Annotated in this window: 17 protein-coding genes and 1 pseudogene; 6 read left to right on the top strand and 12 right to left on the bottom strand. The window is 64.8% G+C overall.

Features of this window, described 5'->3' with window-relative positions; translation table 11 throughout:
• Nucleotides 1-17 precede the first annotated feature (17 nt).
• The 9 genes from AC0NIH_RS21315 to AC0NIH_RS21275 all read right to left on the bottom strand — a co-directional run bounded on the left by AC0NIH_RS21315 (nt 18) and on the right by AC0NIH_RS21275 (nt 6,394).
• Complete coding sequence (locus tag AC0NIH_RS21315) at nt 18-299, bottom strand: helix-turn-helix transcriptional regulator (RefSeq protein ID WP_457152988.1); 282 nt, start codon at nt 297-299, stop codon at nt 18-20.
• Between the two features lie 141 nt (nt 300-440).
• Nucleotides 441-986, bottom strand: a complete 546-nt coding sequence (locus AC0NIH_RS21310; RefSeq protein WP_473464823.1) for a DUF2285 domain-containing protein — start codon at nt 984-986, stop codon at nt 441-443.
• Nucleotides 958-1,206 (bottom strand): transcriptional regulator domain-containing protein, encoded by a 249-nt coding sequence (locus tag AC0NIH_RS21305; RefSeq protein ID WP_473464826.1) that lies wholly within the window; start codon nt 1,204-1,206, stop codon nt 958-960. Before AC0NIH_RS21305 ends, AC0NIH_RS21310 begins: the two co-directional genes overlap by 29 nt.
• A 134-nt stretch (nt 1,207-1,340) precedes the next feature.
• On the bottom strand, nt 1,341-1,601 hold the full coding sequence (locus AC0NIH_RS21300) for a DNA -binding domain-containing protein (protein ID WP_473464828.1): 261 nt from the start codon (nt 1,599-1,601) through the stop codon (nt 1,341-1,343).
• Nucleotides 1,602-1,772: 171 nt separating this feature from the next.
• Nucleotides 1,773-2,099, bottom strand: a complete 327-nt coding sequence (locus AC0NIH_RS21295) for a DUF736 domain-containing protein (RefSeq protein ID WP_473464831.1) — start codon at nt 2,097-2,099, stop codon at nt 1,773-1,775.
• A gap of 616 nt (nt 2,100-2,715) precedes the next feature.
• The gene (locus tag AC0NIH_RS21290; RefSeq protein WP_473464832.1) at nt 2,716-2,979 is read right to left on the bottom strand and encodes a hypothetical protein; all 264 of its coding nucleotides are present in this window, start codon (nt 2,977-2,979) and stop codon (nt 2,716-2,718) included.
• A gap of 104 nt (nt 2,980-3,083) precedes the next feature.
• Nucleotides 3,084-3,251, bottom strand: a complete 168-nt coding sequence (locus tag AC0NIH_RS21285; protein ID WP_473464834.1) for a hypothetical protein — start codon at nt 3,249-3,251, stop codon at nt 3,084-3,086.
• A gap of 499 nt (nt 3,252-3,750) precedes the next feature.
• Nucleotides 3,751-5,001: an NAD(P)/FAD-dependent oxidoreductase gene (locus AC0NIH_RS21280; RefSeq protein WP_473464837.1), complete on the bottom strand. Its 1,251-nt coding sequence runs from the start codon at nt 4,999-5,001 to the stop codon at nt 3,751-3,753.
• Nucleotides 5,002-5,005: 4 nt separating this feature from the next.
• Complete coding sequence (locus tag AC0NIH_RS21275) at nt 5,006-6,394, bottom strand: aminotransferase-like domain-containing protein (RefSeq protein WP_473464840.1); 1,389 nt, start codon at nt 6,392-6,394, stop codon at nt 5,006-5,008.
• 282 nt (nt 6,395-6,676) lie between these two features.
• Here AC0NIH_RS21275 and AC0NIH_RS21270 point away from each other — a divergent pair.
• The 6 genes and pseudogenes from AC0NIH_RS21270 (at nt 6,677) to AC0NIH_RS21245 (ending at nt 13,419) form a co-directional block, all read left to right on the top strand.
• A pseudogene (locus tag AC0NIH_RS21270) lies at nt 6,677-7,854 on the top strand (ABC transporter ATP-binding protein).
• Nucleotides 7,851-8,903, top strand: coding sequence for an ABC transporter substrate-binding protein (locus tag AC0NIH_RS21265; protein ID WP_473464842.1), 1,053 nt, complete (start codon nt 7,851-7,853; stop codon nt 8,901-8,903). The pseudogene AC0NIH_RS21270 and the gene AC0NIH_RS21265 overlap by 4 nt, the downstream one beginning before the upstream one ends.
• 10 nt (nt 8,904-8,913) lie before the next feature.
• Entirely contained in the window at nt 8,914-10,194 is a 1,281-nt protein-coding gene (locus tag AC0NIH_RS21260) for an ABC transporter permease (RefSeq protein ID WP_473464845.1), read from the top strand.
• 2 nt (nt 10,195-10,196) lie between these two features.
• Nucleotides 10,197-11,018: an ABC transporter permease gene (locus AC0NIH_RS21255; RefSeq protein WP_473464847.1), complete on the top strand. Its 822-nt coding sequence runs from the start codon at nt 10,197-10,199 to the stop codon at nt 11,016-11,018.
• Between the two features lie 295 nt (nt 11,019-11,313).
• Nucleotides 11,314-12,222: a tyrosine-type recombinase/integrase gene (locus tag AC0NIH_RS21250; RefSeq protein ID WP_473469829.1), complete on the top strand. Its 909-nt coding sequence runs from the start codon at nt 11,314-11,316 to the stop codon at nt 12,220-12,222.
• 3 nt (nt 12,223-12,225) lie between these two features.
• Nucleotides 12,226-13,419 carry an IS91 family transposase gene (locus AC0NIH_RS21245; RefSeq protein ID WP_473469827.1) on the top strand — a complete coding sequence of 398 codons (1,194 nt, stop codon included), beginning with the start codon at nt 12,226-12,228 and terminating at the stop codon, nt 13,417-13,419.
• Nucleotides 13,420-13,943: 524 nt separating this feature from the next.
• Here AC0NIH_RS21245 and AC0NIH_RS21240 read toward each other — a convergent pair.
• The 3 genes from AC0NIH_RS21240 to AC0NIH_RS21230 form a co-directional block, all read right to left on the bottom strand.
• Nucleotides 13,944-15,281, bottom strand: coding sequence for an HlyD family type I secretion periplasmic adaptor subunit (locus AC0NIH_RS21240; RefSeq protein WP_473469729.1), 1,338 nt, complete (start codon nt 15,279-15,281; stop codon nt 13,944-13,946).
• Nucleotides 15,282-15,300: 19 nt separating this feature from the next.
• Nucleotides 15,301-16,995, bottom strand: a complete 1,695-nt coding sequence (locus tag AC0NIH_RS21235; protein WP_473469731.1) for a type I secretion system permease/ATPase — start codon at nt 16,993-16,995, stop codon at nt 15,301-15,303.
• Nucleotides 16,996-17,059: 64 nt separating this feature from the next.
• Nucleotides 17,060-24,469, bottom strand: coding sequence for a VCBS domain-containing protein (locus AC0NIH_RS21230; protein ID WP_474025053.1), 7,410 nt, complete (start codon nt 24,467-24,469; stop codon nt 17,060-17,062).
• Between the last annotated feature and the right edge of the window lie 31 nt (nt 24,470-24,500).

Genomic DNA, 24,500 nt, shown 5'->3' with positions numbered 1-24,500 from the left:
TTGAAACCCGCGCGCGGTCAGCGTGCGTATCGTCCGCCGTGCGCCGGCGGCATCGATGTGTGACGCTTGGCCGGCAGGACCGATCCACGCGGATCGGATGTAGAGGTGACGGCGCCGCGTTCGGCCCAAGCCTGAAGATCGTCGACGGCATAGACGACACGGCCGCCGAGCTTGCGGTAGGAAGGACCAGTGCCATAGGTACGGTGCTTTTCGAGCGTGCGGGCGGACAGGCTGAGGAAATCCGCGGCTTCCTTGGTGCGCAGGAAGCGCGGCGGCAAAACGGCGATATCGGGTCGCATGGGTCGGACCTCCGTGGGGTTTTTGGCAGCCGCTGGCGTTCAGCGGTGGACGGGGACCACGGTGGCGGAGAATGAGCTTCGCAAGGGATGGGAAAGTTGAGGGAGGCTAAAATCCCACCCCCTGTCCACTGTCACCAACCGCTACAATCGACGGCGATGACGCAGGATCTGCAAATAGCCGCCGCCGATCAGGGCGGTGGCGCCTTCGACCAGGCCGATCACCGCATCGCGCAACGCCGAGGTCTTCCAGGGATCGGCGGCGATGCGCTTGTGTCCGTAGAACGCAATCGCAATGTCGCGGTAGCTCGCGCCGTCCGCATGGCCGTCAGCGGCCTGCATCATCAGACGAAACCGGCGGCGCTGCTGTGGGGTCATACGTGTGTCCGAAGCCGTTGGGCGCCCCTGCAAGGAACGCCAGAAACGGGTGAGTGCTTCGATCCGTCCCAACGTTTCTGCATCCAGGGGGATCAGCGCCGCCAGGTGGCCGTGCGGATCACTGCCGGGCAGAAGAAGAAGTTGGGTCGCGACACCTGCACTGTGGACAGTGTGACGTCCTTCCGGGCTGTCGTGGACCGCCCCCAGGCCGGTCAAAGGCGCCGATCGCAAGGACGACAGGAATTCCGGCGCCGGTACGAGGGAAACCACAGCTGGATCGACGTCAGGCGACCACAGAACATCTTGCGCCAAGGCGGACAAATCCGGCCTGGCCGGGAAATCGCAACCCCCACAGCCGCTGTGTCTCAGGTTTGAAGGGTGCCTTTTCGGCTCTTGTGGTCAGGAGGGCTTGGTAATGCCGTTGGTAGGGTTCGTGACGCCGCAGACACTCCCAGGCGAGCCCTTCGATGGGCAATGTATCGAAATAATCATAGCTGGCATTGTCTCGCCAATGCGACGTATCCGGCCTCATCCAAGAGCTCCTCGCAACAAACGCGTAGACCCCGCCTCCAAACGATTCCGGGTCGTAGCGATTGGCGGAAGACCCTTGCCAGGCATCGGGTGATGCCGTTTCGGCATCACTCGGGGACGACAGGAGCGGTGCTGCTAGCTGCCGGGTTGACGCAAGAGATGGCGGTAGCCAGCACGCGCCATCCAGCGCGCTCGCGCCAAGTGGCTGTCATGGATACGCCGGGCGCGTTGTGGCTCGCTTGTCAGATCAATCCCGAAGAGAATTTCGACCACCTCGCGCCAGTCGGCGCCGTCGTCGGCGGCGTCCAACAGGCGAGCATAAAGTTTCACGTGTTCCCGATCGTATTCGGTCAGTTCTTCACCGGTCGGCGCGGTGTCGTCGAATGGCTCGATCATTGCTTGCCCTCCTCTCCGGAGTGAAAACCGCATTCTATAGAAACAACAGCCGGACGGAGGATGGTTGATCGGCATCAGGCGATGCGGTTTCGGCATCGCCCAGGCTTGGGGGATGAACCGGCCGGCCGCGCAAGAAGGCCCCGGCCTTCCGGCCGGGGCCTGCGCGGGTCCTTAGTCACCCCGCCGCGCGTTCGGGCGGGACCAGATGAGGGAGAAACCCTCACCTTCCTCATCATCGAAGAGGTTGGCGTAGATCGGGGCGTTGAAGCTCGGATCGTCGAGCTTGAGACCCAGATAGTCGCGGCCCTCGTTGGAGGTCTTCGACCAGGCGGCGCCGATCTCGGCGCGGCCGACCAGGACGCGGTGGCTGGGAGCGTTCTCGCCAGTGGCGCGGGTGTCTGGGACGATGCGCACGTTCTTGGCCTGGACGCTGAGGGTGACGATTTCACCGGTGAACTCATTCGCGGCGGTCTTCTTGAAGGTGCCGATGGTAGCCATTGTAAAGTCTCCTTTTCTGTTCCCGAGCCCGCACCATGCGGCCTCGATGGCGATCACTTGGCCGGAGGCGACCGACGACGCATCGCTTGCGACCGGAGCACGCGGAGGACGGCGCAAGAACGACTTTCTTGTCTCGCGAGGAATGGCGGCGCTCGGGGTCCCCATGCGCTTGCGGCATGGGGTGGGAGCCGGCAGGGGAAGAAAGTCGAGACGCGCCGTTGCGTCCTAGGCGGTCGAGGCTTCAGCCGTCCTTCGGCCAGATCAGCCCATTGAAGAGGCCGTTTGGAGCGCTCTGGGGACGGATTGGCAACGGAGACGTTGGCGTCCAACGCGCCGCCAGCAGATCGTTACGAGTTCACTGGCATCGTCCACGCATTCCAGGCGCCGGGAACCCCACGCACCTCCAACGCCACAGCACCGGCTGCGCTGCCGTCCTGCCACCGACTGGTCCGCCTGCCATGCGGCATGGACCGAAGAACGTCCAGGTCCACAGACGGCGCCGCGCCGGCAGGTGGCCGTTGCTCGATCCTTGGCATGCAGCCCGATTGCTGCAACCACCGATGACGAGGAGGCTAGGCCTTCGTCGGTCTGGTCCACCCGCCTCGCCCGCGCGGGTCTAGACTCGAACCACGTCCCTGCCGGATTGGTCGGCGGCGGCCATGCCCGCGACCCGCAGATATGCCGTGACGCCGACGGCGGTCGCGCCAATGACGGAAAAAACGATCTGCCAAATTTCCAACGGCATCATGTGCTTCGCGATGCCATGAGTGGCATGGTAGCCGGCAAGGATCGCGGGAGCGACGAAGACCAGCGTGATCGCCAGCTTCGCCCACATGGGCCTGATAACGCTGAGAAGGAATTGGCCGACGCCGAGCGTCAACCCGGCTGCGAGGATGCGGACAAGCATCGCGCCAGGCCAGCCGGAGGAAAAGCGCGGGTGAAGCCCGCCAGTGTTCTTGCATCGCCAGGCGCGATGTCCGCCCGTCATGGGGCGAACGGGTCGATTTCGCCGATGATGGCGGTGTCGTCGCCTTCATACTCGTTCGCCGGCACGACCGAGAGAGTGCCGTCGCCGGCTCGAAAGATGACGATGGTGACCATGAGAGTGGCGGCGAGGCTGAAGGCGAAGGCATGTGCGTCGGCGAAAGACATTGATCCGGCTCCTGTTTGAGGCGGAGGACCCTCCCCCACTGACAGGCGCCCGATGTGTTCGGCCGATGGCCGCAATCACCGCAAAGGTGAAGCCGGAGCGGCGGCACGCTTCGCGTAGTCCGACCCCTTGCGGGTTGATGGCGTCAGGCCAACGGCTGAACCAAGGATCAGCGTCGTACAGCAGGGATGGTGCTTCGTTCCAGGAAACTGAGGGACGGACAATGGCCGGCGACAGGCGATCTGCCGAACTCGCCTGCCTCATTCCTTCCGAGTGAACGCCGCACCTCGGCTCGAAGAGTGGTCGTCGGCCGCCCGTCGAATAGCCGATCTGGGGCCATAACCAGATTGGCAGCTTTCGGCTGCAATCTCCGAGAACGGAATCGAGGTTCAGGCGGGTATCGACGTGATCTGATGGTGGACCTTCACGGAAACCCTTCGTGGGGAGTTGAAGATCGGCCATGGTTCGCCGAAATTTCGAAATTCGCCACCGAAATGCTGTTTAGAACCGGTCGGACCTAAAACCGGAGAGCAATGCCTTATTACTTCCGTGGACCACCTCGGCTACCAGTCGGGCCGTGATTGGTGCGAGCGTCAGCCCCAGATGGCCATGGCCGAAGGCATAGATCACGTCCGGCGACCTAGCGGAAGGTCCGATGACCGGGCGTGAGTCCGGCAGCGACGGTCGGAAGCCCAGCCATTGCGACGAAGGCTGGCCAAGATCGGGAAAGAACTGCCGCACACCACGGTCAAGCAGCGCCAGCCGGCGCGGATTGGGCGGCGCCTTGAACCCGCCGAGTTCGACGGTGCCGGCAACGCGCAGCCTGCCTTCCATTGGCGTCATGTAGAAACCGAGATCGACCGGACAGACCGGACGGTTGAGCAAAGGTGCCGCCGTCGGAAACTCGAGATGATAGCCGCGCTCGGTGTCGAGCGGAATCCGGTCGCCGGCTTGGGCGGCGAGCGCGCGCGAGCGCGCGCCCGCCGCAATTACTACTTTTTGCGCCGTGATGGCGAGGCCCGGACCACTCAGCCGCACGCCGCCGTCATCCGCTGCGAGGCCGGTCACACTCGCGCGCATGAATTGAACACCGCGAGTCGTGGCGGCAGCCGCCAGCCGCGCCATCACCGTCCTGGGATCGCTGACATTGATCGAGTCCGGGAAAAACAGGCCCCGGGCCTCGAACTCCGCAAGCCGCGGCTCCAGCGCGGCCACCTGCTCGGCGGTCAGGACCTGCTGATGGACGCCAAGCTCGGCCCGCAAAGCCCGTCCGCCCGCGGAGGCGGCAAAATCGCTGTCGTGGCGATAGACGTAGAGGCAGCCATTGCGGCGCATCAGATCCTGAAGGCCGGCCTCCTGCACCATTTCCCCCCAGGCCGGCAGGGCTTCGGTGAGCAGGCCGGCGAGCGCCAGCGCATTGGCACGGGTGGCCGCCGGCAGCGATTGCCGGACAAAGCGGACCAGCCATGGCGCGAGCTGGAAAAGTGCTGCCCAGCGCAGCGAAAAAGGGCTGTCGGGATCAAGCAGCAGCTTCGGCAGCGCGCGCAGCACGCCGGGGTTTCCGACCGGCATGCAGGCATATTCGGCGATCGTCCCGGCATTGCCGAATGAAGCGCCTGAGCCCGGCTCGTTTGGGTCGATGAGCAGAACCTCGCGGCCGTCGCCGGCAAGGCGCAAGGCGCTCGCAAGGCCGACGACGCCGGCGCCGATGATGGCGATCTCGATTGTTTTCGGCACAGTTGTGGAGGTCATGACCTTAGACGAAGCCCGGCAATTGCAGGTGACCGGCGGCAAGCAGCTCGGCCATCGTGGTGAGCGCCGAGCGCAGATCCTCTCGCGAGCGCGCCGCGCCGACATTGATGCGCACGCCGTGCTGTACCGGCTCGCGACCGACCGCGAAAGCGTCGCCCGGCAGCACGGCCACGCCTCGCTCCAGGCAGGTGCGGGCGAAGCCAGCGCCGCGCCAAGGCTCAGGCAGCCGCAGCCAGGCATGAGTCGATATCGGATGGCTCTGGATATCGAAACGGCCGAGGATCTCGCTCAGGATCGCCTGGCGCTGGCGCAATTCCTGTTTCTGGATGTCGATGATGCGCGCCGCCGCCCCTTCCTCGATCAGTCTGGCGCCGATCAGCGCCGTCAGCGGGCTGATGCTCCAGCAATTGATGCGCAGCGCCGCCGCGACCTGGCCGGCGATCGGGCGCGGCGCGATGACGAAGCCAAGGCGCAGGCCCGGCGCCAGGCATTTCGACAGCGCGCCGAGATGGATCGTCAGTTCAGGCTCGAGGCTGGCGAAGGACGGCGGGGGATCGTCGGCCAGCGGCCGGTAGACGTCGTCTTCGATGATCAACACGTTGTGGCGGCGGGCGACCGCTGCCAATTCATGCCGGCGCTCCTCGCTCAGTGTGATCGTCGTCGGATTGTGCAGCGTTGGCACCAGGAAAACGGCACGGGGGCGAAGCTGCGCGCAAGCGGCCTCGAAGGCGTCCGGACGCATGCCGCCGCGATCCATCGCGACGCCGCGCAAGTCGAGCCCATGAACGCGGCACAGCGCGTTGATGCCCTGATAGGTCACCTCGTCGGCAAGTATCACCTCACCTTGCCTGGTGACGGCGCCTAGAACGCAGTCGAGACCATGCTGGGCGCCGGCGGCGAGCACGACGCGGCCCGGGTCGCCATCGCCGGCCACCGCTTTGAACCAATCGGCGACCGCCACGCGTCCCCAGAGCGGTCCTTCCGGCGGATGATAATCCTGCAGCGAGGCGTAGTGGCGATCCTTGGAGAGGCGCGGCATCAGCGCCGCGACGGCATCGAGATAGGCCGTCGTGGCCGGCCGGTTGACGGAAAGATCGATGATGCCGCTCTGGTCGCTCGGCGCGGACACGAAACCCGGCCGCTCGACGGCGTCACGGGCGGCAACCGTCGTGCCGCGTCCGGGGCGCGCCTCGATCAGGCCTTGCTCCTGCAAGGTGGACAGCGCCCGCGTCACGGTCGTGACGTTGATGCCAAGGGCGCGGGCGATCTCGCGCTGCGGCGGCAGCCGGTCGCCGACCGCCAGCGTGCCAGCGGCAATGCGTTCGGCGATCGCGTCGGCAAGACGGCGATAGACCGGACTTTCATCCCCGGTGAGGCGAAGATCTTCGAGCATGGGGATTCGAACTGGCTGACATCTCTCTTGTCGGGCATCTAGCATAAGACAACGATCCATACAATAGAAGTTATCTGGCGCTCAACTCGACCACAATTATCATACAACGCCGCAGTTTTGGGCTTGACGGGCAAAGTTGTCCGCATTTATGGTCGATTTCAGTTAAGTTGTGTGACCATACAAGTCGGGCGGCATGCCATTCGGTGAGCCGGTACCGGGAGGACGAGGCATGGACCGCAAGTCGCATAACGAATCGCTCAGCGACAGCCGGGACTGCGCGCGATGAGCGCCAGCCAGGCCGTCGCGCCGCCCGGCGGAGCGACGACTGCGCGTCCCGCGCAGGCGAGCGCCGGCCAAGGCTTCGTCGAATTCGCCGGCGTCGAGAAATCCTATGACGGGCGCAGCTTCGCGGTAACGCGGATGAACCTTGCCGTCGCGCGCGGCGAATTCCTGACGCTGCTCGGCCCCTCCGGCTCCGGCAAGACGACGACGCTCAACATGCTTGCCGGCTTCGAGCGGCCGACGCACGGCACGATCACTCTCGAGGGTCAGCCGGTCGACCGCCTGCCGCCTTACCAGCGCAATATCGGCATGGTCTTTCAGAATTATGCGCTGTTCCCGCATATGACGGTCGAGGAGAATGTCGGCTTCCCGCTCTCCGTTCGTCAGGTGAGCAAGGCCGACATCGCGGCCCGCGTCGGCCGCGCGCTCGACATGGTGCGGCTCAAGCAATTCGGCGACCGCCGCCCGGCCCAGCTTTCCGGCGGCCAGCAGCAGCGCGTGGCGCTGGCCCGCGCGCTGGTCTTCCAGCCGAGTCTGGTGCTGATGGACGAGCCGCTCGGCGCGCTCGACAAGAAACTGCGCGAGCACATGTAGCTCGAGATCAAGCAGATCCACACGATGCTCGGCGTCACCATCGTCTATGTCACGCACGATCAGAGCGAGGCGTTGACGATGTCGGACCGCGTCGCGGTCTTCAATCAGGGCGGTATCGCCCAGCTCGGCTCCCCCGACGATCTCTACAACACCCCGCAAAACTCATTCGTCGCGAGCTTCATCGGCGAGAACAACACGCTGGAAGGCGTGGTCGACCGTGTCTCGGGTGAGCAATGCCGCGTCCGGCTGGACGGCGGCGGCGAGATTACCGCGCTGGCGGTCGGCGTGACGCAAGGCAGCATGTGCCATGTCGCCGTCCGGCCCGAGCGGCTTAGCCTGTCGGCGGCCGCCAATGGCGGCAATGCACTATCGGCGACCGTCGATGGACGCATCTATCTCGGCGACCATCTACGCCTTCTGGCCGACTCGCCAACGACCAGGTGCTGACCGTCAAGGTCGGCCCCGAAGCGACGATGGCAAACGGCGAGACCGTGACGGTCTCCTGCGCGCCCAACGATTGCCGTGCCTTTCCGGCCGATGCCGGAATGGGCGGCGCCATTCCAAAACAGGGGAAAACAAAATGACACAGATCAGAACACGCCTACTTGCGTTCGCGGCCGCCACGGCCTGCATGACCATCGCCGGCGCGGCCTTCGCCGACGAGCTGTCGATCATGGCGAGCGGCGGCGCCTGGCAGGACGCACAGCGCAAAGCCTGGTTCGAGCCGTTCGCGAAGGAAACCGGCGCCAAAATCCTAGAGCAGGAATATCTCGGCGATCTCGGCAAGGTCAAAGCCATGGTCGAGACCGGCAATGTGCCGATCGACCTGGTGACGGTCGAAACCGCCACCGTGCTGCAAGGTTGCGACGCCGGCATCCTCGTGCGGCTCGACTATTCCAAGATCGGACCGCGCGACAAGTTCATCGACGGCTCGGCGCTCGATTGCGGTGTCGGTCTCGACGCTTACGGCGACATCCTCGCCTATGACCCGACGGTGCTCAAGGAAGCGCCGACTTCGGTGCTCGACCTCTTCGACACAACGAAATTCCCCGGCAAGCGCGCCATGCGCAAGTTCCCGGCGCAGAACCTCGAATGGGCGTTGATGGCCGACGGCGTGGCGCCTGCCGATGTCTACAAGGTGCTGGCGACGCCGGAAGGCGTCGACCGCGCCTTCAAGAAGCTCGACACGATCAAGAAGGACATCGTCTGGTGGGATGCCGGCGCGCAGCCGGCACAGCTTCTCGCCTCCAAGGAAGTGGTGATGACCACCGCCTGGAACGGCCGCATCCAGAACGCCATCGACACCGATGGCAAGCCCTTCAAGGTCGTGTGGAATAACCAGATCCTCGAATATGACATGATCGCCATCCCGAAGGGCGCGCGCAATCCGGAACTCGCCTACAAATATCTCGCCTATATCAGCAAGCCGGAGAACAACGCCAAGCTCGCCAGCTATATCACCTACGGGCCGGTGCGCACCGACGCGGCGTCCTTCGTCGCGGCCGACGCGCTGCCGAAGCTGCCCAATGCTCCCGATCATCTCGCCGGCGCTTATCTGGTCGCCGACACCGAGTTCTGGGGCGATTATGGCGAGGATCTCGTCAAACGCTTCAACGCCTGGCTTGGCCAGTAGGAAAGGCGAAATGTCGGAGCTTCAGCCCAGCAAACTCGACCGGCCGACGTTGGCCCGCGACCGGTCAGCCGCCGATACGGATCTCAAATCCGAGTCGGCGGCGCTGCGGCGCGCCGAATTCGGCGACCGCATGCGCTCGCTGCTTCTGGCTGCGCCGCTGCTCGTCCTTCTGGCACTGAGCTTCGGCATCCCGATCGTGCTGCTGCTCTCGCGCGCCGTCTATGATCCGACCATCGCAGATGCTTTGCCCAAGACGACCGCGGCCCTGGCCGGCTGGAACGGCCAGGGCCTTCCCGGCGACGATGCATTGGCCGCCCTGGCGGCGGACCTCAAGGACAACCAGGCCAAAGGCACGGCCTATGAGCTGGCAAAAAGCCTCAACGCCCGCCTGCCGGGCGCGCGCAGCCAGGTGCTGAAGACGGTGCGCAAGCTTGAAAGCGCCGATGGCCAGGCCGCGCTCGACGCCATGAAATCAGTGCCGTTCTGGTCGGCGCCGTCGACCTGGCCGACGATCCAGAGCGGTACCCGCAGCCTCACTTCGTTTTATCTGCTCAGCGCGCTCGACCTGCGCTGGAACGCCGACGGCGGCATCGAGCGGGTGCCGCCGGAGCAGGCGATCTTCATCCAGGTGTTCCTGCGCACCTTCTTCGTCGCGGCAGCGGTGACGCTGGCAACACTGATCCTCGGATTCCCTCTCGCCTATCTCATCGCCAACGTGCCGAAGGGGCTGGCCGCCATCCTGATCGTCGCGGTGCTGCTGCCGTTCTGGACCTCGATCCTGGTGCGCACAGCCGCCTGGACAGTGCTGTTGCAGAAATTCGGACTGGTCAACGACTTCCTGCTGTTTGTCGGCATCGCCAGCGACCGGCTCGACCTGATGTACAGCCGCATCGGCCTGATCATCGCCATGACCCATATCCAGCTGCCGTTCACGCTGCTGCCGATCTACAGCGTCATGCGCACCATCCCGCCGTCGCAGATGAAGGCCGCCTATTCGCTGGGCGCCAGGCCGTTCACCGCGTTCCGCCGCATCTACATTCCGCAGGTGTTCCCGGGCGTGATGGCCGGTTGCATGCTCACCTTCATCCTATGCCTCGGCTATTACATAACGCCGGCGCTGATTGGTGGGGCAAGCGATCAGCTCATCAGCAATTTCATCGCGAACTACGTCAATGTGGAACTGAACTGGGAGATGGCGGCGGCGCTGTCCTTCATCCTGCTCGTCTTCACGCTGGCGCTGTTCGGCATCTTTGCCCGCATCCTCGGCCTCGATCGCCTGAAGCTGGTGTAGTCATGCTGCTCTCTCCTTATCCAACCACAGGCGAACGCATCCGCATCACGCTGCTGTGGATATGGTGCGGGCTGGTCATCCTGTTCCTGCTGGTGCCGATCCTCATCCCGGTGCCACTCTCCTTCAACAGCGGCGCTTTCTTCATCTTTCCGCTCGAGGGGATATCGACGCGCTGGTACGAGGTGGTGCTCGGCACGCAGCGCTGGCAGTCGGCGATCGGCAACAGCCTGATCGTCGCCCTCGGGACCACGGTGATTGCGACGACGCTCGGCACACTGACGGCGATCGCGCTTTCCGACGAGAAATTCCCGGGGCGTCGCATCATCATGCCGCTGCTGTTGTCGCCGCTAATCGTGCCGGTGGTGATCACAGCCGTCGGCTCATATCTGTTCTACGCCCGCGTTGGGCTCGCCAGCACCTATGCCGGCATCATCCTGGCGCATACCGCTCTGGCCAGCCCCTTCGTCGTGGTGACGGTGGGGGCCAGTCTCACCGGCTTCGACCGCAACCTGATGCGCGCCGCGGCGATCTCCGGCGCCAAGCCGCTCACCGCATTCTTTCGAGTGATGCTGCCGTTGATCCTGCCCGGCGTGCTTTCGGGAGCGGCCTTCGCCTTCGTCACCTCCTTCGACGAAGTGGTCGTCGTGCAATTCCTCGCCAGCGCCAGCCAGCGAACGATGCCGCTCGAAATGTTCATCGGGTTGCGGGAAAAATTGAGCCCGGCAATCACCGCCGCTGCGACCCTAATGATGGCGCTGTCCATCCTGCTTTTGCTGGTCGCCAACATTCTGGCGCGGCGTGGCGGAAGGGCACCGAGCCGCTGAAGGATAGTCGCTGTCGTGATCCGTCGATCGGCAAGACATTTCTTCAGCACCAATATCCCACCGGCGCCACCACGACCGCCAGCACCGGTCAGCTTTCAGGAAACAGCAAAGCTGATCTGTACGGCGCGAGATAGGCGCGTTGCTGACTGGCAGTTTGGGGGCCGGAGAACGAACCCGCTGCGCGGGATGGGCGCGTGGGGTGGGGTAGAGATCAAGAAACCGGTCGTCGCGCTCGCGTTGAGCCTCGTTCGGCTGGAGCAGAGCATGGCGGGCTTCTTCAACAAGGAGCCTGACCATGCACCATCCCGTTCTCGATGCACCCGTCAGCCCGCTGCGCCAGCGGCTGATCGACGACATGAACATGCGGCGCTTCTCACGCGAGACGCAGCGCAACTATCTCCGCGACATCGGACGCCTGGCGACATTCCTCGGGCGTTCACCAGACACCGCTACCGCCGACGACCTGCGCCGGTTCCAGATCGAGCAGCAGGAGGACGGCGTTCCCGTGCCAACGATGAACAGCATCGTTTCGGCGCTGCGCTTCTTCTTCACCCAAACGCTCGACCGCCCGGACCTGGCGCGCCGGCTCGTCCGGCTGTCGCATCCGCGCAACCTGCCCGTGGTGCTCAGTCGCGACGAGGTGGCCCGGCTGCTCAACGCCACCACCTGCCTCAAGCACCAGGCCGCACTGTCGGTTGCCTATGGCGCGGGCCTGCGCGTCGCCGAGGTGTCGATGCTGAAGGTCACCGACGTCGACAGCGAGCGCATGCTGCTGCGCGTCGAACGCGGCAAGGGCGGGCGGTATCGCAACGCCATGCTCTCGGAGGACCTGCTCACTCTTCTGCGGCAATGGTGGAAGGTCGGACGTCAGCAGGGCGTGATGCACCGCGACGGCTGGTTGTTTCCCGGGCAGCACGCGATGAAGCCGATCAGCACGAGGCAGCTCTATCGCATCGTCGTCGAGGCGGCCCAGGCCGCCGACATCGCCAAGCGGGTGGGGCCGCACACGCTGCGCCACAGCTTCGCCACCCACCTGCTGGAGGACGGCACCGACATCCGGATCATCCAGGTCCTGCTCGGGCATGCCAAGCTCAACAACACCGCCCTTTACGCGAAGGTGGCGACCCGGACGGTGCGTGCCGTCACGAGCCCGCTCGACAAGCTCGGGCTGTTCAAGCCGGGAGAGGTCTTGCCCGACATCTGAGCCGTGCGCGCCTCGATCGAGGTCGCCAACATCTTCCGTGCTGCCGGACCCGCTTACCGGGCCGCCCATGCAGGTCACCTGAGCCTCGCCCAGCTCAAGGTCATGTCGGCGATCGAGTATTGCCGCACCCCAGCCCTTGGCGGTCACGTCGAGGCTTGCGAGGACTGCGGCCAATGGCGCATCGCCTACAACTCCTGCCGCAACCGGCACTGCCCGAAGTGCCAGGGTGCTACGGCGCGGACATGGCTTGCCGAGCGCGAGGCCGACCTGCTGCCGGTCGGCTACTTCCATGTCGTGTTCACGCTGCCCGCCGAGGTCGCCGACATCGCCTTCCACAACAAGGCGCTGGTCTACGACCTGCTGTTCAAGGCGGCGTCGGAGACGATGCTGACCATCGCGGCCGATCCGAAGCATCTCGGCGCGCGCATCGGCATCACCGCCGTCCTTCACACTTGGGGCTCGGCAATGACGCACCATCCGCATGTGCACATGATCGTGCCGGGCGGTGGCATCTCGCCGGACGGAAGCCGGTGGATATCGTCGCGTCCGGGCTTCCTGCTGCCGGTGCGCGTGCTCGGCAAGCTGTTCCGCCGCCTGTTCCTCTCCCGGTTGGTCGCGCTGCACGACGCAGGACGGCTCGCCTTCTTCGGATCGATGGCTCACCTGTCCGCGCGGCAGGCATTCGTGCGGCACCTGTCGCCGGTCCGCAAGAAGCGCTGGGTGGTGTACGCCAAGGCGCCGTTCGCCGGGCCGGAGGCGGTGCTCGCCTATCTGTCCCGCTATACCCACCGGGTTGCGATCTCGAACCGCCGCCTCATCCGGTTCGATGAGGCAGGGGTCACGTTCCGCTACAAGGACTACCGCCGCGACGGCGCCGATCGGCAGCAGGTCATGACGCTCGCAACCGATGAGTTCATCCGCCGTTTCCTGCTCCACGTCCTGCCACGTGGCTTCCATCGCATCCGGCACTACGGCCTCCTCGCCAGCGGCTGCCGCAAGGCCAGCCTTGCGCTCGCCCGCGAACTGCTGAACGTCGTTGTGCCGCCCGATGACGGCGCCCCGGACGAACCGGACGACTTCCGACCGCCATGCCCGTGCTGCGGCGGACGCATGATCGTCATCGAGGTATTCGAACGGTGGGGGCAGCCGCGCGGACCGCCGGACACAACCGCAGCAAACCGGGAGAACTCTCCATGACCCGGCATGGCATGCTCCAGCCTTCAGCCGCAGGCACTCAGCCTCCGGCAACGAACCCACGCACGTCCATCGTGATCATCGACGCCGAACGGGTCGCGTCCGGCCGCGCGACGAGCCGACAATACCGCATGGCTGAAAGGCGAAGCGGTCCGGCCGCATCAAACCCGTCGCTTCCCGGCGGCGGTCGCGCCATCGCCAACACCAGCCGCAAATCGAAATCCCCATAGCCATCGCCTGTGGCCCGCGGGTTCCTTCCTCGGGGACTTTCGTACGCCTGCCGGCGCCCGAAACTCTTCACGGAAGCGGAACGGCAACTTCTGGCATATGACAGGCGATAGCAGACATTCGTCAGTTAGGATTGGCGTCTCAGGCTGACCCGGATCGGACACATAAAGAATGCCAGCAATGAACAGGCCGGGTGGAGATGCGGAGACCGTCCAAATTTCCGGGGATTTCTCGCCTCGGCTTATCTTTTGCTGGCCCGACCATCAGTCGAATGGCATCGTGGAGATTTGCGAACTCCGTCATTTCTGGCGAAAGGCGGAATGGAACGACACAACCAACGGGCCTAGAATGTAGTCGAGTGCGGTGCGTTCCTCCGTAACGACCATGACTGATGCAGGCATTCCCGGATAAAGCGCAATCTGCGGGGCTGCAGCCAATTCCACCGGGTCGACCGCCACGTCGGCAAGATAGTAGGGAAACCCGGTCTTGCTGTCGGTAATGCGATCCGCCGAAATGCGAGTGACGCGGCCATGAATTATGGGTATTGAGCGCTGCTTGTAGGATGTGAAACGAACTTCAGCGGCCATATCGGGTCGCAGGTTCGATATGTCCTCGACGCGAATCTGCGCCTGGACGATCAGCGAATTTTCAGTCGGCACGATGTCGAGGATGGTCTGGCCTGGGGCAACGATGGCGCCGATCGAGAAGACGCTGAGATCCATCACCTGGCCATCATAAGACGCGCGCACTTCGGCTCGGTCCATGGCGGCCTGGGCGGCAAACATTTTGGGCACGAGGTCGGCAAGGTTCGATTGCGTCTCGATCAGCATGGCCGACAGTTTGGCTCGGCGCTCATAGGTCAATTGGGCGATCTGGCCCTTGAGTTCGGCTTTGCTCTGTTGGCTGCCGGCTATGGCGCCGAGGTTCTCGTCGATCAGGCCCTGCAGATCCGAGGCCGATCTTTCCAATTCCAGAATGCGCGGGCGGGTCGTCAATCCAGCCTTGAGCAGCTTTGACAGACTGGCCTTCTCGTCGATCGTCGATTGCATCTGGGCCTGGTAGGATTGGACCCGAGCCTGCTTGCCCTGGATCTGCTCCTCGAGCTCGGCAATTCGCCGCTCGAGGATCTGCCTGGCGCCGGCCATCGAGGTGCGTTGGGTTTCCAGATCGGCAATCTGGTTTGCCATTGCATCCTTGAGGTAGGCCTCGTGCTCCTTGAGGATATCCTGCGGGAAGGCAACAGCCACGCTGCCGTCCAGTTCGGCCCGGATCCTTGCCTCGGTCGCGCGCAACAGCGCATATTGTTGGGCATAGAGATTGAACTCGGACCGAATCCGGGTGTCGTCCAGCATCAGCATCAAGTCGCCCTTCCTGACGACGTCGCCATCCTTGACGCGGATGTCCTTCACGGTTCCGCCGTCGAAGTGCTGTACGCTCTTGCGATTGCCTTCCACCTTGACGACGGCGTCGGCGAGTACAGCGCCGTTCAGCGGGGCAAACGCTGCCCAGCCGCCGAAGATCCCAAAGAAGGCGACGATGATGAGCAGACCGATACAGGCCGGCACCCGGATCGAATCCGGGGCAAGGATACCGGTTTCGCCGCGCAGGCTCCGGTAAGTGAGGGCGCCGTCGCTCATCGATCTCTCCGGCCACAGCTCATTGGGTCGCCACCGCCATTGGCGCCGCGCGCTGGTTGAGCAGCGCTACGATCTCGTTTCTCATCCCGAATGCCTCGACGGCGCCATCGCGCAACAGAAGGATCTTGTCGACATTGGCCAACGTCGAGGGCCGGTGCGAGACTATGATCACCGTGCTGCCGCGGCGTTTCAGCTCAAGCGCGCAGTCACTCAGCGCGCGGTCACCATCGGCGTCGAGATTGGAACTCGGCTCGTCGAGAATGATCACATTCGGTGTGCCGAACACCGCCCGGGCAAGGGCAATCCGTTGCCGATACCCTCCTGACAGCACTGCGCCGCCTTCGCCGATCTGGGTCTCGTACCCCTGCGGCAGGCGGATGATCATCTCGTGCACGCCAGCGAGCCGCGCGGCCTCGATCACCTCCTGGTCGACATTGGTCTTGAAACGGCCGATGTTGGCGGCGACCGTGTCGGAGAAGAGCTCGATATCCTGCGGCAGGTAGCCGATGTGGTCGCCGAGCGCATCGTGCCCCCATTGCGACAGGTCAGCGCCATCCAACCTGACGGTGCCGCGGCTGGGTTGCATGACGCCCGCGAGATGACGCGCCAGCGTCGACTTGCCGGCGCCGGAAGGGCCGACGATTCCCAGCGCCTCGCCTGCGTCCAGCCGGAATGATACGTCCCGGAGAAGCACTTTCTGCTGGCTGACAATTGCAAAGCTGACCTGCTCGACCGAAATCTTGCCGGTGGGCTTCGGCAGGTTGAATGATCTTTCGTTCTGCGCGCCCCCGTCGACAAGCTTCTCGACCCTTGCCAACGCCGCCCGCGCCAGGATCAGGCTGCGCCAAAGGCCAACGATCTGCTCGACCGGCTGTAGCCCCCGGCCCAGCAAGAGACTCGCGGCAAACATGGTGCCGCCGGTGATCTGCCGCTCGACCACCAGATAGGCGCCGAGGCCGAGGATCAGCGACTGCATGGTTAGCCGCAGGAAACGGATCAGGCCGGACATCAGGGCGGCGCGATCGCTTGCCTCCGCCTGGCGTCGCAGCGCCAGGTTGCGGTCGCGCCCCCAGCGGCGGATGAGACCGTCGATCATCCCCATGGCGCGAACGACTTCCGCGTTTCTGAGGCTCATCTCGGTAAAGTTATAGTTGGTCGTCGCCAGATCGTTGGCCTGCTTCAGCGGCGAACGCACGAGATACTCGTTGAGCACGGCCATCGCGATCAGGAGCAGCGAGCAGCCCAGGGCGAAGAAGCCCAGCCACGGATGGAGAAGAAAGATGATGCCGATGTAGATGGGCGACCACGGCAGATCGAACAGGGCATGGATGCCGCTGCCGGTGATCACCTGCCTGAACGTGTCGAAATCGCGGATCGGCTGGCTTTGCGAGGAGCCCGGCGATGGGGTCTCGACCGACGCGGCGAGGACTTTTGCCGAGAGCAACCGGTCGAGCCGCGCGCTGGCACGCGTCAGGATGGAGGCGCGCACCAGGTCGAGACCGGCCAATGAAAGGAAGGCCGTCAGCAACACCAGGGTCAACATCACCAGCGTGGTTTCGCTACCGCTGGTGACGACCCGGTCGTAGATCTGCAGCATGTAGAGTGGGGAGGCGAGGTAGAGCAGATTGATCGCCAGGCTGAATGCCGCCGCAACCAGGAAATAGCGGCGGCATGCCCGAAGCGCATCCTTTACAATTCGAGACTTGCTATCCACTTCCAGAACCCCACTCGATACGCGTCAGGCCAGGTGAGCCGCCGCTGACGGCGGCCCTTTTGGTTCACACCACGAAGTCACTTGAAATTGCTCCATCGCCGATGCCTGTCAGCGTGAATTCCGCCGGATTGTACGACACGGCGGTATGGCCCTGGCCATCATCGGCAAGCTTGAAGCCATTCGCATCATAGGAGCCGACCAGATGCAGCGCGGTACCGTGGGTGCCGTCCGAAACGGTCAGCGTTCCGCCGCTGCCATCCTGGTTTGCCTGATAGACGGCCGTCGTGCCCGCACCGAACAGGATATCTTCGAGCTCCAGCCTGTCGTCATTGGTAATGCCGCCGATCCGCCCGCTGAAGTCGAAGGAATCGTCGAGCTGCAGCGTGCCGGCGGCATCGTGCGCAAAGGTGACGTCCGTCGACGAGGCGCCGCCGAACTCGAGCTTCGACAGGTCGCCGATCGTGGCATCGCCCTCGCCTGTGACTTGGCCGTTGATGGCAATGTCGCCGCCATTGGCCCACAGCATGCCGGAATTCGCTAGCCCGCCGGTGATCGTCAGGCCACCTGAACCGGTCGCCTCCAATGTTCCGGAGTTGGTGACGACGCTGCCCCCTGTGTCGATGACGAGCGCATTGGCACCGGAGGCGATGATGGTGCCCCGGTTATCGAGGCTCAGCATCCCGCCGCCCAGCTGGCCGGCGCCCGATATCGTGTTGTCGACATTGACCAGAGTGACGTCCGGCCCGGTGCCGGAGATTACGTTGGCGGCGCTGTCGGACAGCAGGATCTCTCCGCCACCCTGCAGGGTCACGCCATGCTGGATGATTTGCAGCAGCGTTTCACCGCCGGTCGAGTCCAGCGAGATGACGCCGCTATTGTTGGTCGTGCCGCTCAGCGGCAGCAAGGCGCCGTCGCCGATCGTCATGGTGCCTGGATTGTCGACCACCGGTGTCTGGTCGAAGACGAAGTTGCTTGCCGTCAGCGCGCCCGAGTGCACGCCATCCAGCGTGATCGACTGCCCGTCGCCGAGCACAATCACCGCGTTGCCGTTGGCATCGTCGGCGATATGGGTCTGCAGGTCGGCAAAGTCGGCCAATCCATTGTAGCCGATAAGGTCGATCTGGTCGGCCGCGGCGTCGAAATTATGCACCGTATCGGCACCGATCGGCTGCGAGAAGACGAAGAGGTCGTTGCCGCTCGATCCGGTCAGCACGTCGTCGCCTGACCAGGCGAAGATCGGCGAACCCGGAGCGTACGCCTCGACATTGTCGGCGATCGACGCGCTGCCCGTCGTGCCGTCGGCATTGGTCCAGGTCAGTTGCACGTCGAGCACCGCGGCGCCGGTGAATTCGACCGGTGTGGTCACGGTCAGCCCGCGCAGGTCGCTGGTCTGTGTCGTCCAGCTTCCGTCGGCGTTGTGGGTTGCGCCGTCGATGGTCCAGCCCGAAGGCACGTCGTTCACCGTGACGGTGATGAGCGCACCCTCATGCGATGGATCGGTCAGGGCAAGGTTGATGGGCTCGCCGGAAGTGCCGGCAGGCAGGCTGAATGCCGGCGTACCGATCCCGGGATTGCCAGCTATGTCGGTCCAGGACGACGTTCCAGTGCCACTGGACACGACTTGCACGGTATGCGCGCCACCGCCGACCGGCTTCGTGACGTCCAAGGTGTAGATGTCGTGTCCGATGCCATCGATGCCGACATGTACGAAGGTCCCGGCCGTCGCGATTGCTCCTACCAGCGCGATGTCATTGATGTCGAAGCCCGAGACGGCCTCACTGAATGTGAAGGTGATCGTCTGCTTGGCGCCGTTGTTGTCGTGCGAAATGACGACCGTCGGCGCCGTTGTATCGCCGCCCGTCACGTTGACCGTCGCCGTGGCTGTGCCTGTGTCTGTACCCCCATTGGCCGCGCCGTCGCCGTCCACCAGTGTATAGGTCACGGTCTTTGCTATGGTTCCGCTGGTTGCGTTCGCATAGAGGATGTGATCGGCAAGGGCCTGCGCGGCCGCCGCGGTGGCATTGGTGTTAAACGTCACGACCAGGTTCGACCCGTTCGTGCCTCCGCTGAAGGTACCTATGAGCGTGCCGCCATAGCTCACATTATTGCCGCTGACAGTGATCTGGCCGGCGCCGGGGGCTTGGTTCTGAATCGTAAGCTGGTCCGTGGCCGCGCCGTTTGCCGTGAACCCGACAGTGAGCGAGCCACCGCCGAAGTTGGCAGAGTCGATATCGGTTATCGTCGCCGAAGGGGCTATGGTAGTGGCGGCGGACCCGGCCGTGTAGCTCAGGCTTGTAGATGTTCCGGCCGTCCCGCTGTTGAGATCTATGGCCGGGGCGTCGTTCGTGCCCGCTATGTTGATCGTCACCGAGGTGGTGGTGCCGTCGGCGCTGGCCACGTTGAAGGTGTCAGTGTAGGTGGTGCCGGCGACGAACTCGTTGTGCGCAGAAGACGCCGTGTAGGTCCAGGCACCGGCTGCGTTGATTGCAAACGTGCCATACGTTCCAACATTGGCCGCTTGGGCGACGAAGGTAGCCGCACTGTCGACGTCCGAGACGGTGAGAGTGCCCGAGGTCGAGATGTTGGCGACAGCATTGGTCTCGGTCAGGTTGACCGAAGCGGATGACAGCACCGCCGCATCATTTGCACCATTGATGGTGACGGTGAGTACTGCCGTGTCGGTCAGGCTGCCGTCGCTGACCGTGTAGTTGAACGTATCGGTGGTGGAGCCGCCGGTGTTGAGGGCCTGCACCGCCAAGTCGTTCTCGTTGACCACGTAGGTGTAGCTGCCGTTGGCGGCGATGGTGAGCGTGCCGTGCGCGCCGACCAGGCCGACGCCCAGCAAACCGGCCGTGCCGGCGCCTTCGGCGCCGCCGGTACGGATCGCGCTCACCGTCAGGCTGGCGCTGTCGACATCGCTGTCGTTGGTCAGCACGTTGCCGGAACCATTGTTGCCACCGGATCCGTTGAGTGTGCCGCTCTTCTCGGTTGCGGCAATCGCACCAGCACTGGCGCCGGTGTCGTTTGCACCGACAGGCGCATCATTTGCACCATTGATGGTGACGGTGAGTACTGCCGTGTCGGTCAGGCTGCCGTCGCTGACCGTGTAGTTGAACGTATCGGTGGTGGAGCCGCCGGTGTTGAGGGCCTGCACCGCCAAGTCGTTCTCGTTGACCGCGTAGGTGTAGCTGCCGTTGGCGGCGATGGTGAGCGTGCCGTGCGCGCCGACCAGGCCGACGCCCAGCAAACCGGCCGTGCCGGCGCCTTCGGCGCCGCCGGTACGGATCGCGCTCACCGTCAGGCTGGCGCTGTCGACATCGCTGTCGTTGGTCAGCACGTTGCCGGAACCATTGTTGCCACCGGATCCGTTGAGCGTGCCGCTCTTCTCGGTTGCCGCAATCGCACCAGCACTGGCGCCGGTGTCATTTGCCGCAACCGGCGCATCATTGGTGCCGACGATGTCGATCGACACCACCTGGGTGACGACACCGCCATGGTGATCGTCGACCTGCACCGTGAAGCTGTCGGCCAGATGCTCGCCGACGGCGAGCGCATCGACCGCGCCGCTGTCGCTGACCGTGTAGTGCCAGGTGCCGTCGGGATCGACGCTGGCCGTGCCATAGGTGGCGGCAGCGCTCACCGACAAGGTATGGGTGTCGCTGGTGTCGACATCGCTGAAGGTGACCTGACCGGTCGCCATCTGGGCCGCGGCCGGCAGGCCATCGCCTTCCGAGACATTGCCGGACTGGGCCGCCGAGGTGATCTCCGGCGCATCATTGGTGCCGACGATGTCGATCGACACCACCTGGGTGACGACACCGCCATGGTGATCGTCGACCTGCACCGTGAAGCTGTCGGCCAGATGCTCGCCGACGGCGAGCGCATCGACCGCGCCGCTGTCGCTGACCGTGTAGTGCCAGGTGCCGTCGGGATCGACGCTGGCCGTGCCATAGGTGGCGGCAGCGCTCACCGACAAGGTATGGGTGTCGCTGGTGTCGACATCGCTGAAGGTGACCTGACCGGTCGCCATCTGGGCCGCGGCCGGCAGGCCATCGCCTTCCGAGACATTGCCGGACTGGGCCGCCGAGGTGATCTCCGGCGCATCATTGGTGCCGACGATGTCGATCGACACCACCTGGGTGACGACACCGCCATGGTGATCGTCGACCTGCACCGTGAAGCTGTCGGCCAGATGCTCGCCGACGGCGAGCGCATCGACCGCGCCGCTGTCGCTGACCGTGTAGTGCCAGGTGCCGTCGGGATCGACGCTGGCCGTGCCATAGGTGGCGGCAGCGCTCACCGACAAGGTATGGGTGTCGCTGGTGTCGACATCGCTGAAGGTGACCTGACCGGTCGCCATCTGGGCCGCGGCCGGCAGGCCATCGCCTTCCGAGACATTGCCGGACTGGGCCGCCGAGGTGATCTCCGGCGCATCATTGGTGCCGACGATGTCGATCGACACCACCTGGGTGACGACACCGCCATGGTGATCGTCGACCTGCACCGTGAAGCTGTCGGCCAGATGCTCGCCGACGGCGAGCGCATCGACCGCGCCGCTGTCGCTGACCGTGTAGTGCCAGGTGCCGTCGGGATCGACGCTGGCCGTGCCATAGGTGGCGGCAGCGCTCACCGACAAGGTATGGGTGTCGCTGGTGTCGACATCGCTGAAGGTGACCTGACCGGTCGCCATCTGGGCCGCGGCCGGCAGGCCATCGCCTTCCGAGACATTGCCGGACTGGGCCGCCGAGGTGATCTCCGGCGCATCATTGGTGCCGACGATGTCGATCGACACCACCTGGGTGACGACACCGCCATGGTGATCGTCGACCTGCACCGTGAAGCTGTCGGCCAGATGCTCGCCGACGGCGAGCGCATCGACCGCGCCGCTGTCGCTGACCGTGTAGTGCCAGGTGCCGTCGGGATCGACGCTGGCCGTGCCATAGGTGGCGGCAGCGCTCACCGACAAGGTATGGGTGTCGCTGGTGTCGACATCGCTGAAGGTGACCTGACCGGTCGCCATCTGGGCCGCGGCCGGCAGGCCATCGCCTTCCGAGACATTGCCGGACTGGGCCGCCGAGGTGATCTCCGGCGCATCATTGGTGCCGACGATGTCGATCGACACCACCTGGGTGACGACACCGCCATGGTGATCGTCGACCTGCACCGTGAAGCTGTCGGCCAGATGCTCGCCGACGGCGAGCGCATCGACCGCGCCGCTGTCGCTGACCGTGTAGTGCCAGGTGCCGTCGGGATCGACGCTGGCCGTGCCATAGGTGGCGGCAGCGCTCACCGACAAGGTATGGGTGTCGCTGGTGTCGACATCGCTGAAGGTGACCTGACCGGTCGCCATCTGGGCCGCGGCCGGCAGGCCATCGCCTTCCGAGACATTGCCGGACTGGGCCGCCGAGGTGATCTCCGGCGCATCATTGGTGCCGACGATGTCGATCGACACCACCTGGGTGACGACACCGCCATGGTGATCGTCGACCTGCACCGTGAAGCTGTCGGCCAGATGCTCGCCGACGGCGAGCGCATCGACCGCGCCGCTGTCGCTGACCGTGTAGTGCCAGGTGCCGTCGGGATCGACGCTGGCCGTGCCATAGGTGGCGGCAGCGCTCACCGACAAGGTATGGGTGTCGCTGGTGTCGACATCGCTGAAGGTGACCTGACCGGTCGCCATCTGGGCCGCGGCCGGCAGGCCATCGCCTTCCGAGACATTGCCGGACTGGGCCGCCGAGGTGATCTCCGGCGCATCATTGGTGCCGACGATGTCGATCGACACCACCTGGGTGACGACACCGCCATGGTGATCGTCGACCTGCACCGTGAAGCTGTCGGCCAGATGCTCGCCGACGGCGAGCGCATCGACCGCGCCGCTGTCGCTGACCGTGTAGTGCCAGGTGCCGTCGGGATCGACGCTGGCCGTGCCATAGGTGGCGGCAGCGCTCACCGACAAGGTATGGGTGTCGCTGGTGTCGACATCGCTGAAGGTGACCTGACCGGTCGCCATCTGGGCCGCGGCCGGCAGGCCATCGCCTTCCGAGACATTGCCGGACTGGGCCGCCGAGGTGATCTCCGGCGCATCATTGGTGCCGACGATGTCGATCGACACCACCTGGGTGACGACACCGCCATGGTGATCGTCGACCTGCACCGTGAAGCTGTCGGCCAGATGCTCGCCGACGGCGAGCGCATCGACCGCGCCGCTGTCGCTGACCGTGTAGTGCCAGGTGCCGTCGGGATCGACGCTGGCCGTGCCATAGGTGGCGGCAGCGCTCACCGACAAGGTATGGGTGTCGCTGGTGTCGACATCGCTGAAGGTGACCTGACCGGTCGCCATCTGGGCCGCGGCCGGCAGGCCATCGCCTTCCGAGACATTGCCGGACTGGGCCGCCGAGGTGATCTCCGGCGCATCATTGGTGCCGACGATGTCGATCGACACCACCTGGGTGACGACACCGCCATGGTGATCGTCGACCTGCACCGTGAAGCTGTCGGCCAGATGCTCGCCGACGGCGAGCGCATCGACCGCGCCGCTGTCGCTGACCGTGTAGTGCCAGGTGCCGTCGGGATCGACGCTGGCCGTGCCATAGGTGGCGGCAGCGCTCACCGACAAGGTATGGGTGTCGCTGGTGTCGACATCGCTGAAGGTGACCTGACCGGTCGCCATCTGGGCCGCGGCCGGCAGGCCATCGCCTTCCGAGACATTGCCGGACTGGGCCGCCGAGGTGATCTCCGGCGCATCATTGGTGCCGACGATGTCGATCGACACCACCTGGGTGACGACACCGCCATGGTGATCGTCGACCTGCACCGTGAAGCTGTCGGCCAGATGCTCGCCGACGGCGAGCGCATCGACCGCGCCGCTGTCGCTGACCGTGTAGTGCCAGGTGCCGTCGGGATCGACGCTGGCCGTGCCATAGGTGGCGGCAGCGCTCACCGACAAGGTATGGGTGTCGCTGGTGTCGACATCGCTGAAGGTGACCTGACCGGTCGCCATCTGGGCCGCGGCCGGCAGGCCATCGCCTTCCGAGACATTGCCGGACTGGGCCGCCGAGGTGATCTCCGGCGCATCATTGGTGCCGACGATGTCGATCGACACCACCTGGGTGACGACACCGCCATGGTGATCGTCGACCTGCACCGTGAAGCTGTCGGCCAGATGCTCGCCGACGGCGAGCGCATCGACCGCGCCGCTGTCGCTGACCGTGTAGTGCCAGGTGCCGTCGGGATCGACGCTGGCCGTGCCATAGGTGGCGGCAGCGCTCACCGACAAGGTATGGGTGTCGCTGGTGTCGACATCGCTGAAGGTGACCTGACCGGTCGCCATCTGGGCCGCGGCCGGCAGGCCATCGCCTTCCGAGACATTGCCGGACTGGGCCGCCGAGGTGATCTCCGGCGCATCATTGGTGCCGACGATGTCGATCGACACCACCTGGGTGACGACACCGCCATGGTGATCGTCGACCTGCACCGGAAGCTGTCGGCCAGATGCTCGCCGACGG

This window comes from Mesorhizobium sp. WSM1386 (assembly GCF_055901595.1).
Note: the sequence above shows the minus strand (reverse complement) of the source record. Positions and strands in the feature narration are given on the sequence as shown.

Excerpts from the sequence above, each read along its gene's own strand:
- AC0NIH_RS21255 (WP_473464847.1), top strand. The coding sequence starts at position 10,197 with ATGCTGCTCTCTCCTTATCCAACCACAGGCGAACGCATCCGCATCACG.
- AC0NIH_RS21265 (WP_473464842.1), top strand. The coding sequence starts at position 7,851 with ATGACACAGATCAGAACACGCCTACTTGCGTTCGCGGCCGCCACGGCC.
- AC0NIH_RS21250 (WP_473469829.1), top strand. The coding sequence starts at position 11,314 with ATGCACCATCCCGTTCTCGATGCACCCGTCAGCCCGCTGCGCCAGCGG.
- AC0NIH_RS21285 (WP_473464834.1), bottom strand. The coding sequence starts at position 3,251 with ATGTCTTTCGCCGACGCACATGCCTTCGCCTTCAGCCTCGCCGCCACT.
- AC0NIH_RS21260 (WP_473464845.1), top strand. The coding sequence starts at position 8,914 with ATGTCGGAGCTTCAGCCCAGCAAACTCGACCGGCCGACGTTGGCCCGC.
- AC0NIH_RS21280 (WP_473464837.1), bottom strand. The coding sequence starts at position 5,001 with ATGACCTCCACAACTGTGCCGAAAACAATCGAGATCGCCATCATCGGC.
- AC0NIH_RS21305 (WP_473464826.1), bottom strand. The coding sequence starts at position 1,206 with ATGAGGCCGGATACGTCGCATTGGCGAGACAATGCCAGCTATGATTAT.
- AC0NIH_RS21295 (WP_473464831.1), bottom strand. The coding sequence starts at position 2,099 with ATGGCTACCATCGGCACCTTCAAGAAGACCGCCGCGAATGAGTTCACC.
- AC0NIH_RS21300 (WP_473464828.1), bottom strand. The coding sequence starts at position 1,601 with ATGATCGAGCCATTCGACGACACCGCGCCGACCGGTGAAGAACTGACC.
- AC0NIH_RS21275 (WP_473464840.1), bottom strand. The coding sequence starts at position 6,394 with ATGCTCGAAGATCTTCGCCTCACCGGGGATGAAAGTCCGGTCTATCGC.
- AC0NIH_RS21240 (WP_473469729.1), bottom strand. The coding sequence starts at position 15,281 with ATGAGCGACGGCGCCCTCACTTACCGGAGCCTGCGCGGCGAAACCGGT.
- AC0NIH_RS21315 (WP_457152988.1), bottom strand. The coding sequence starts at position 299 with ATGCGACCCGATATCGCCGTTTTGCCGCCGCGCTTCCTGCGCACCAAG.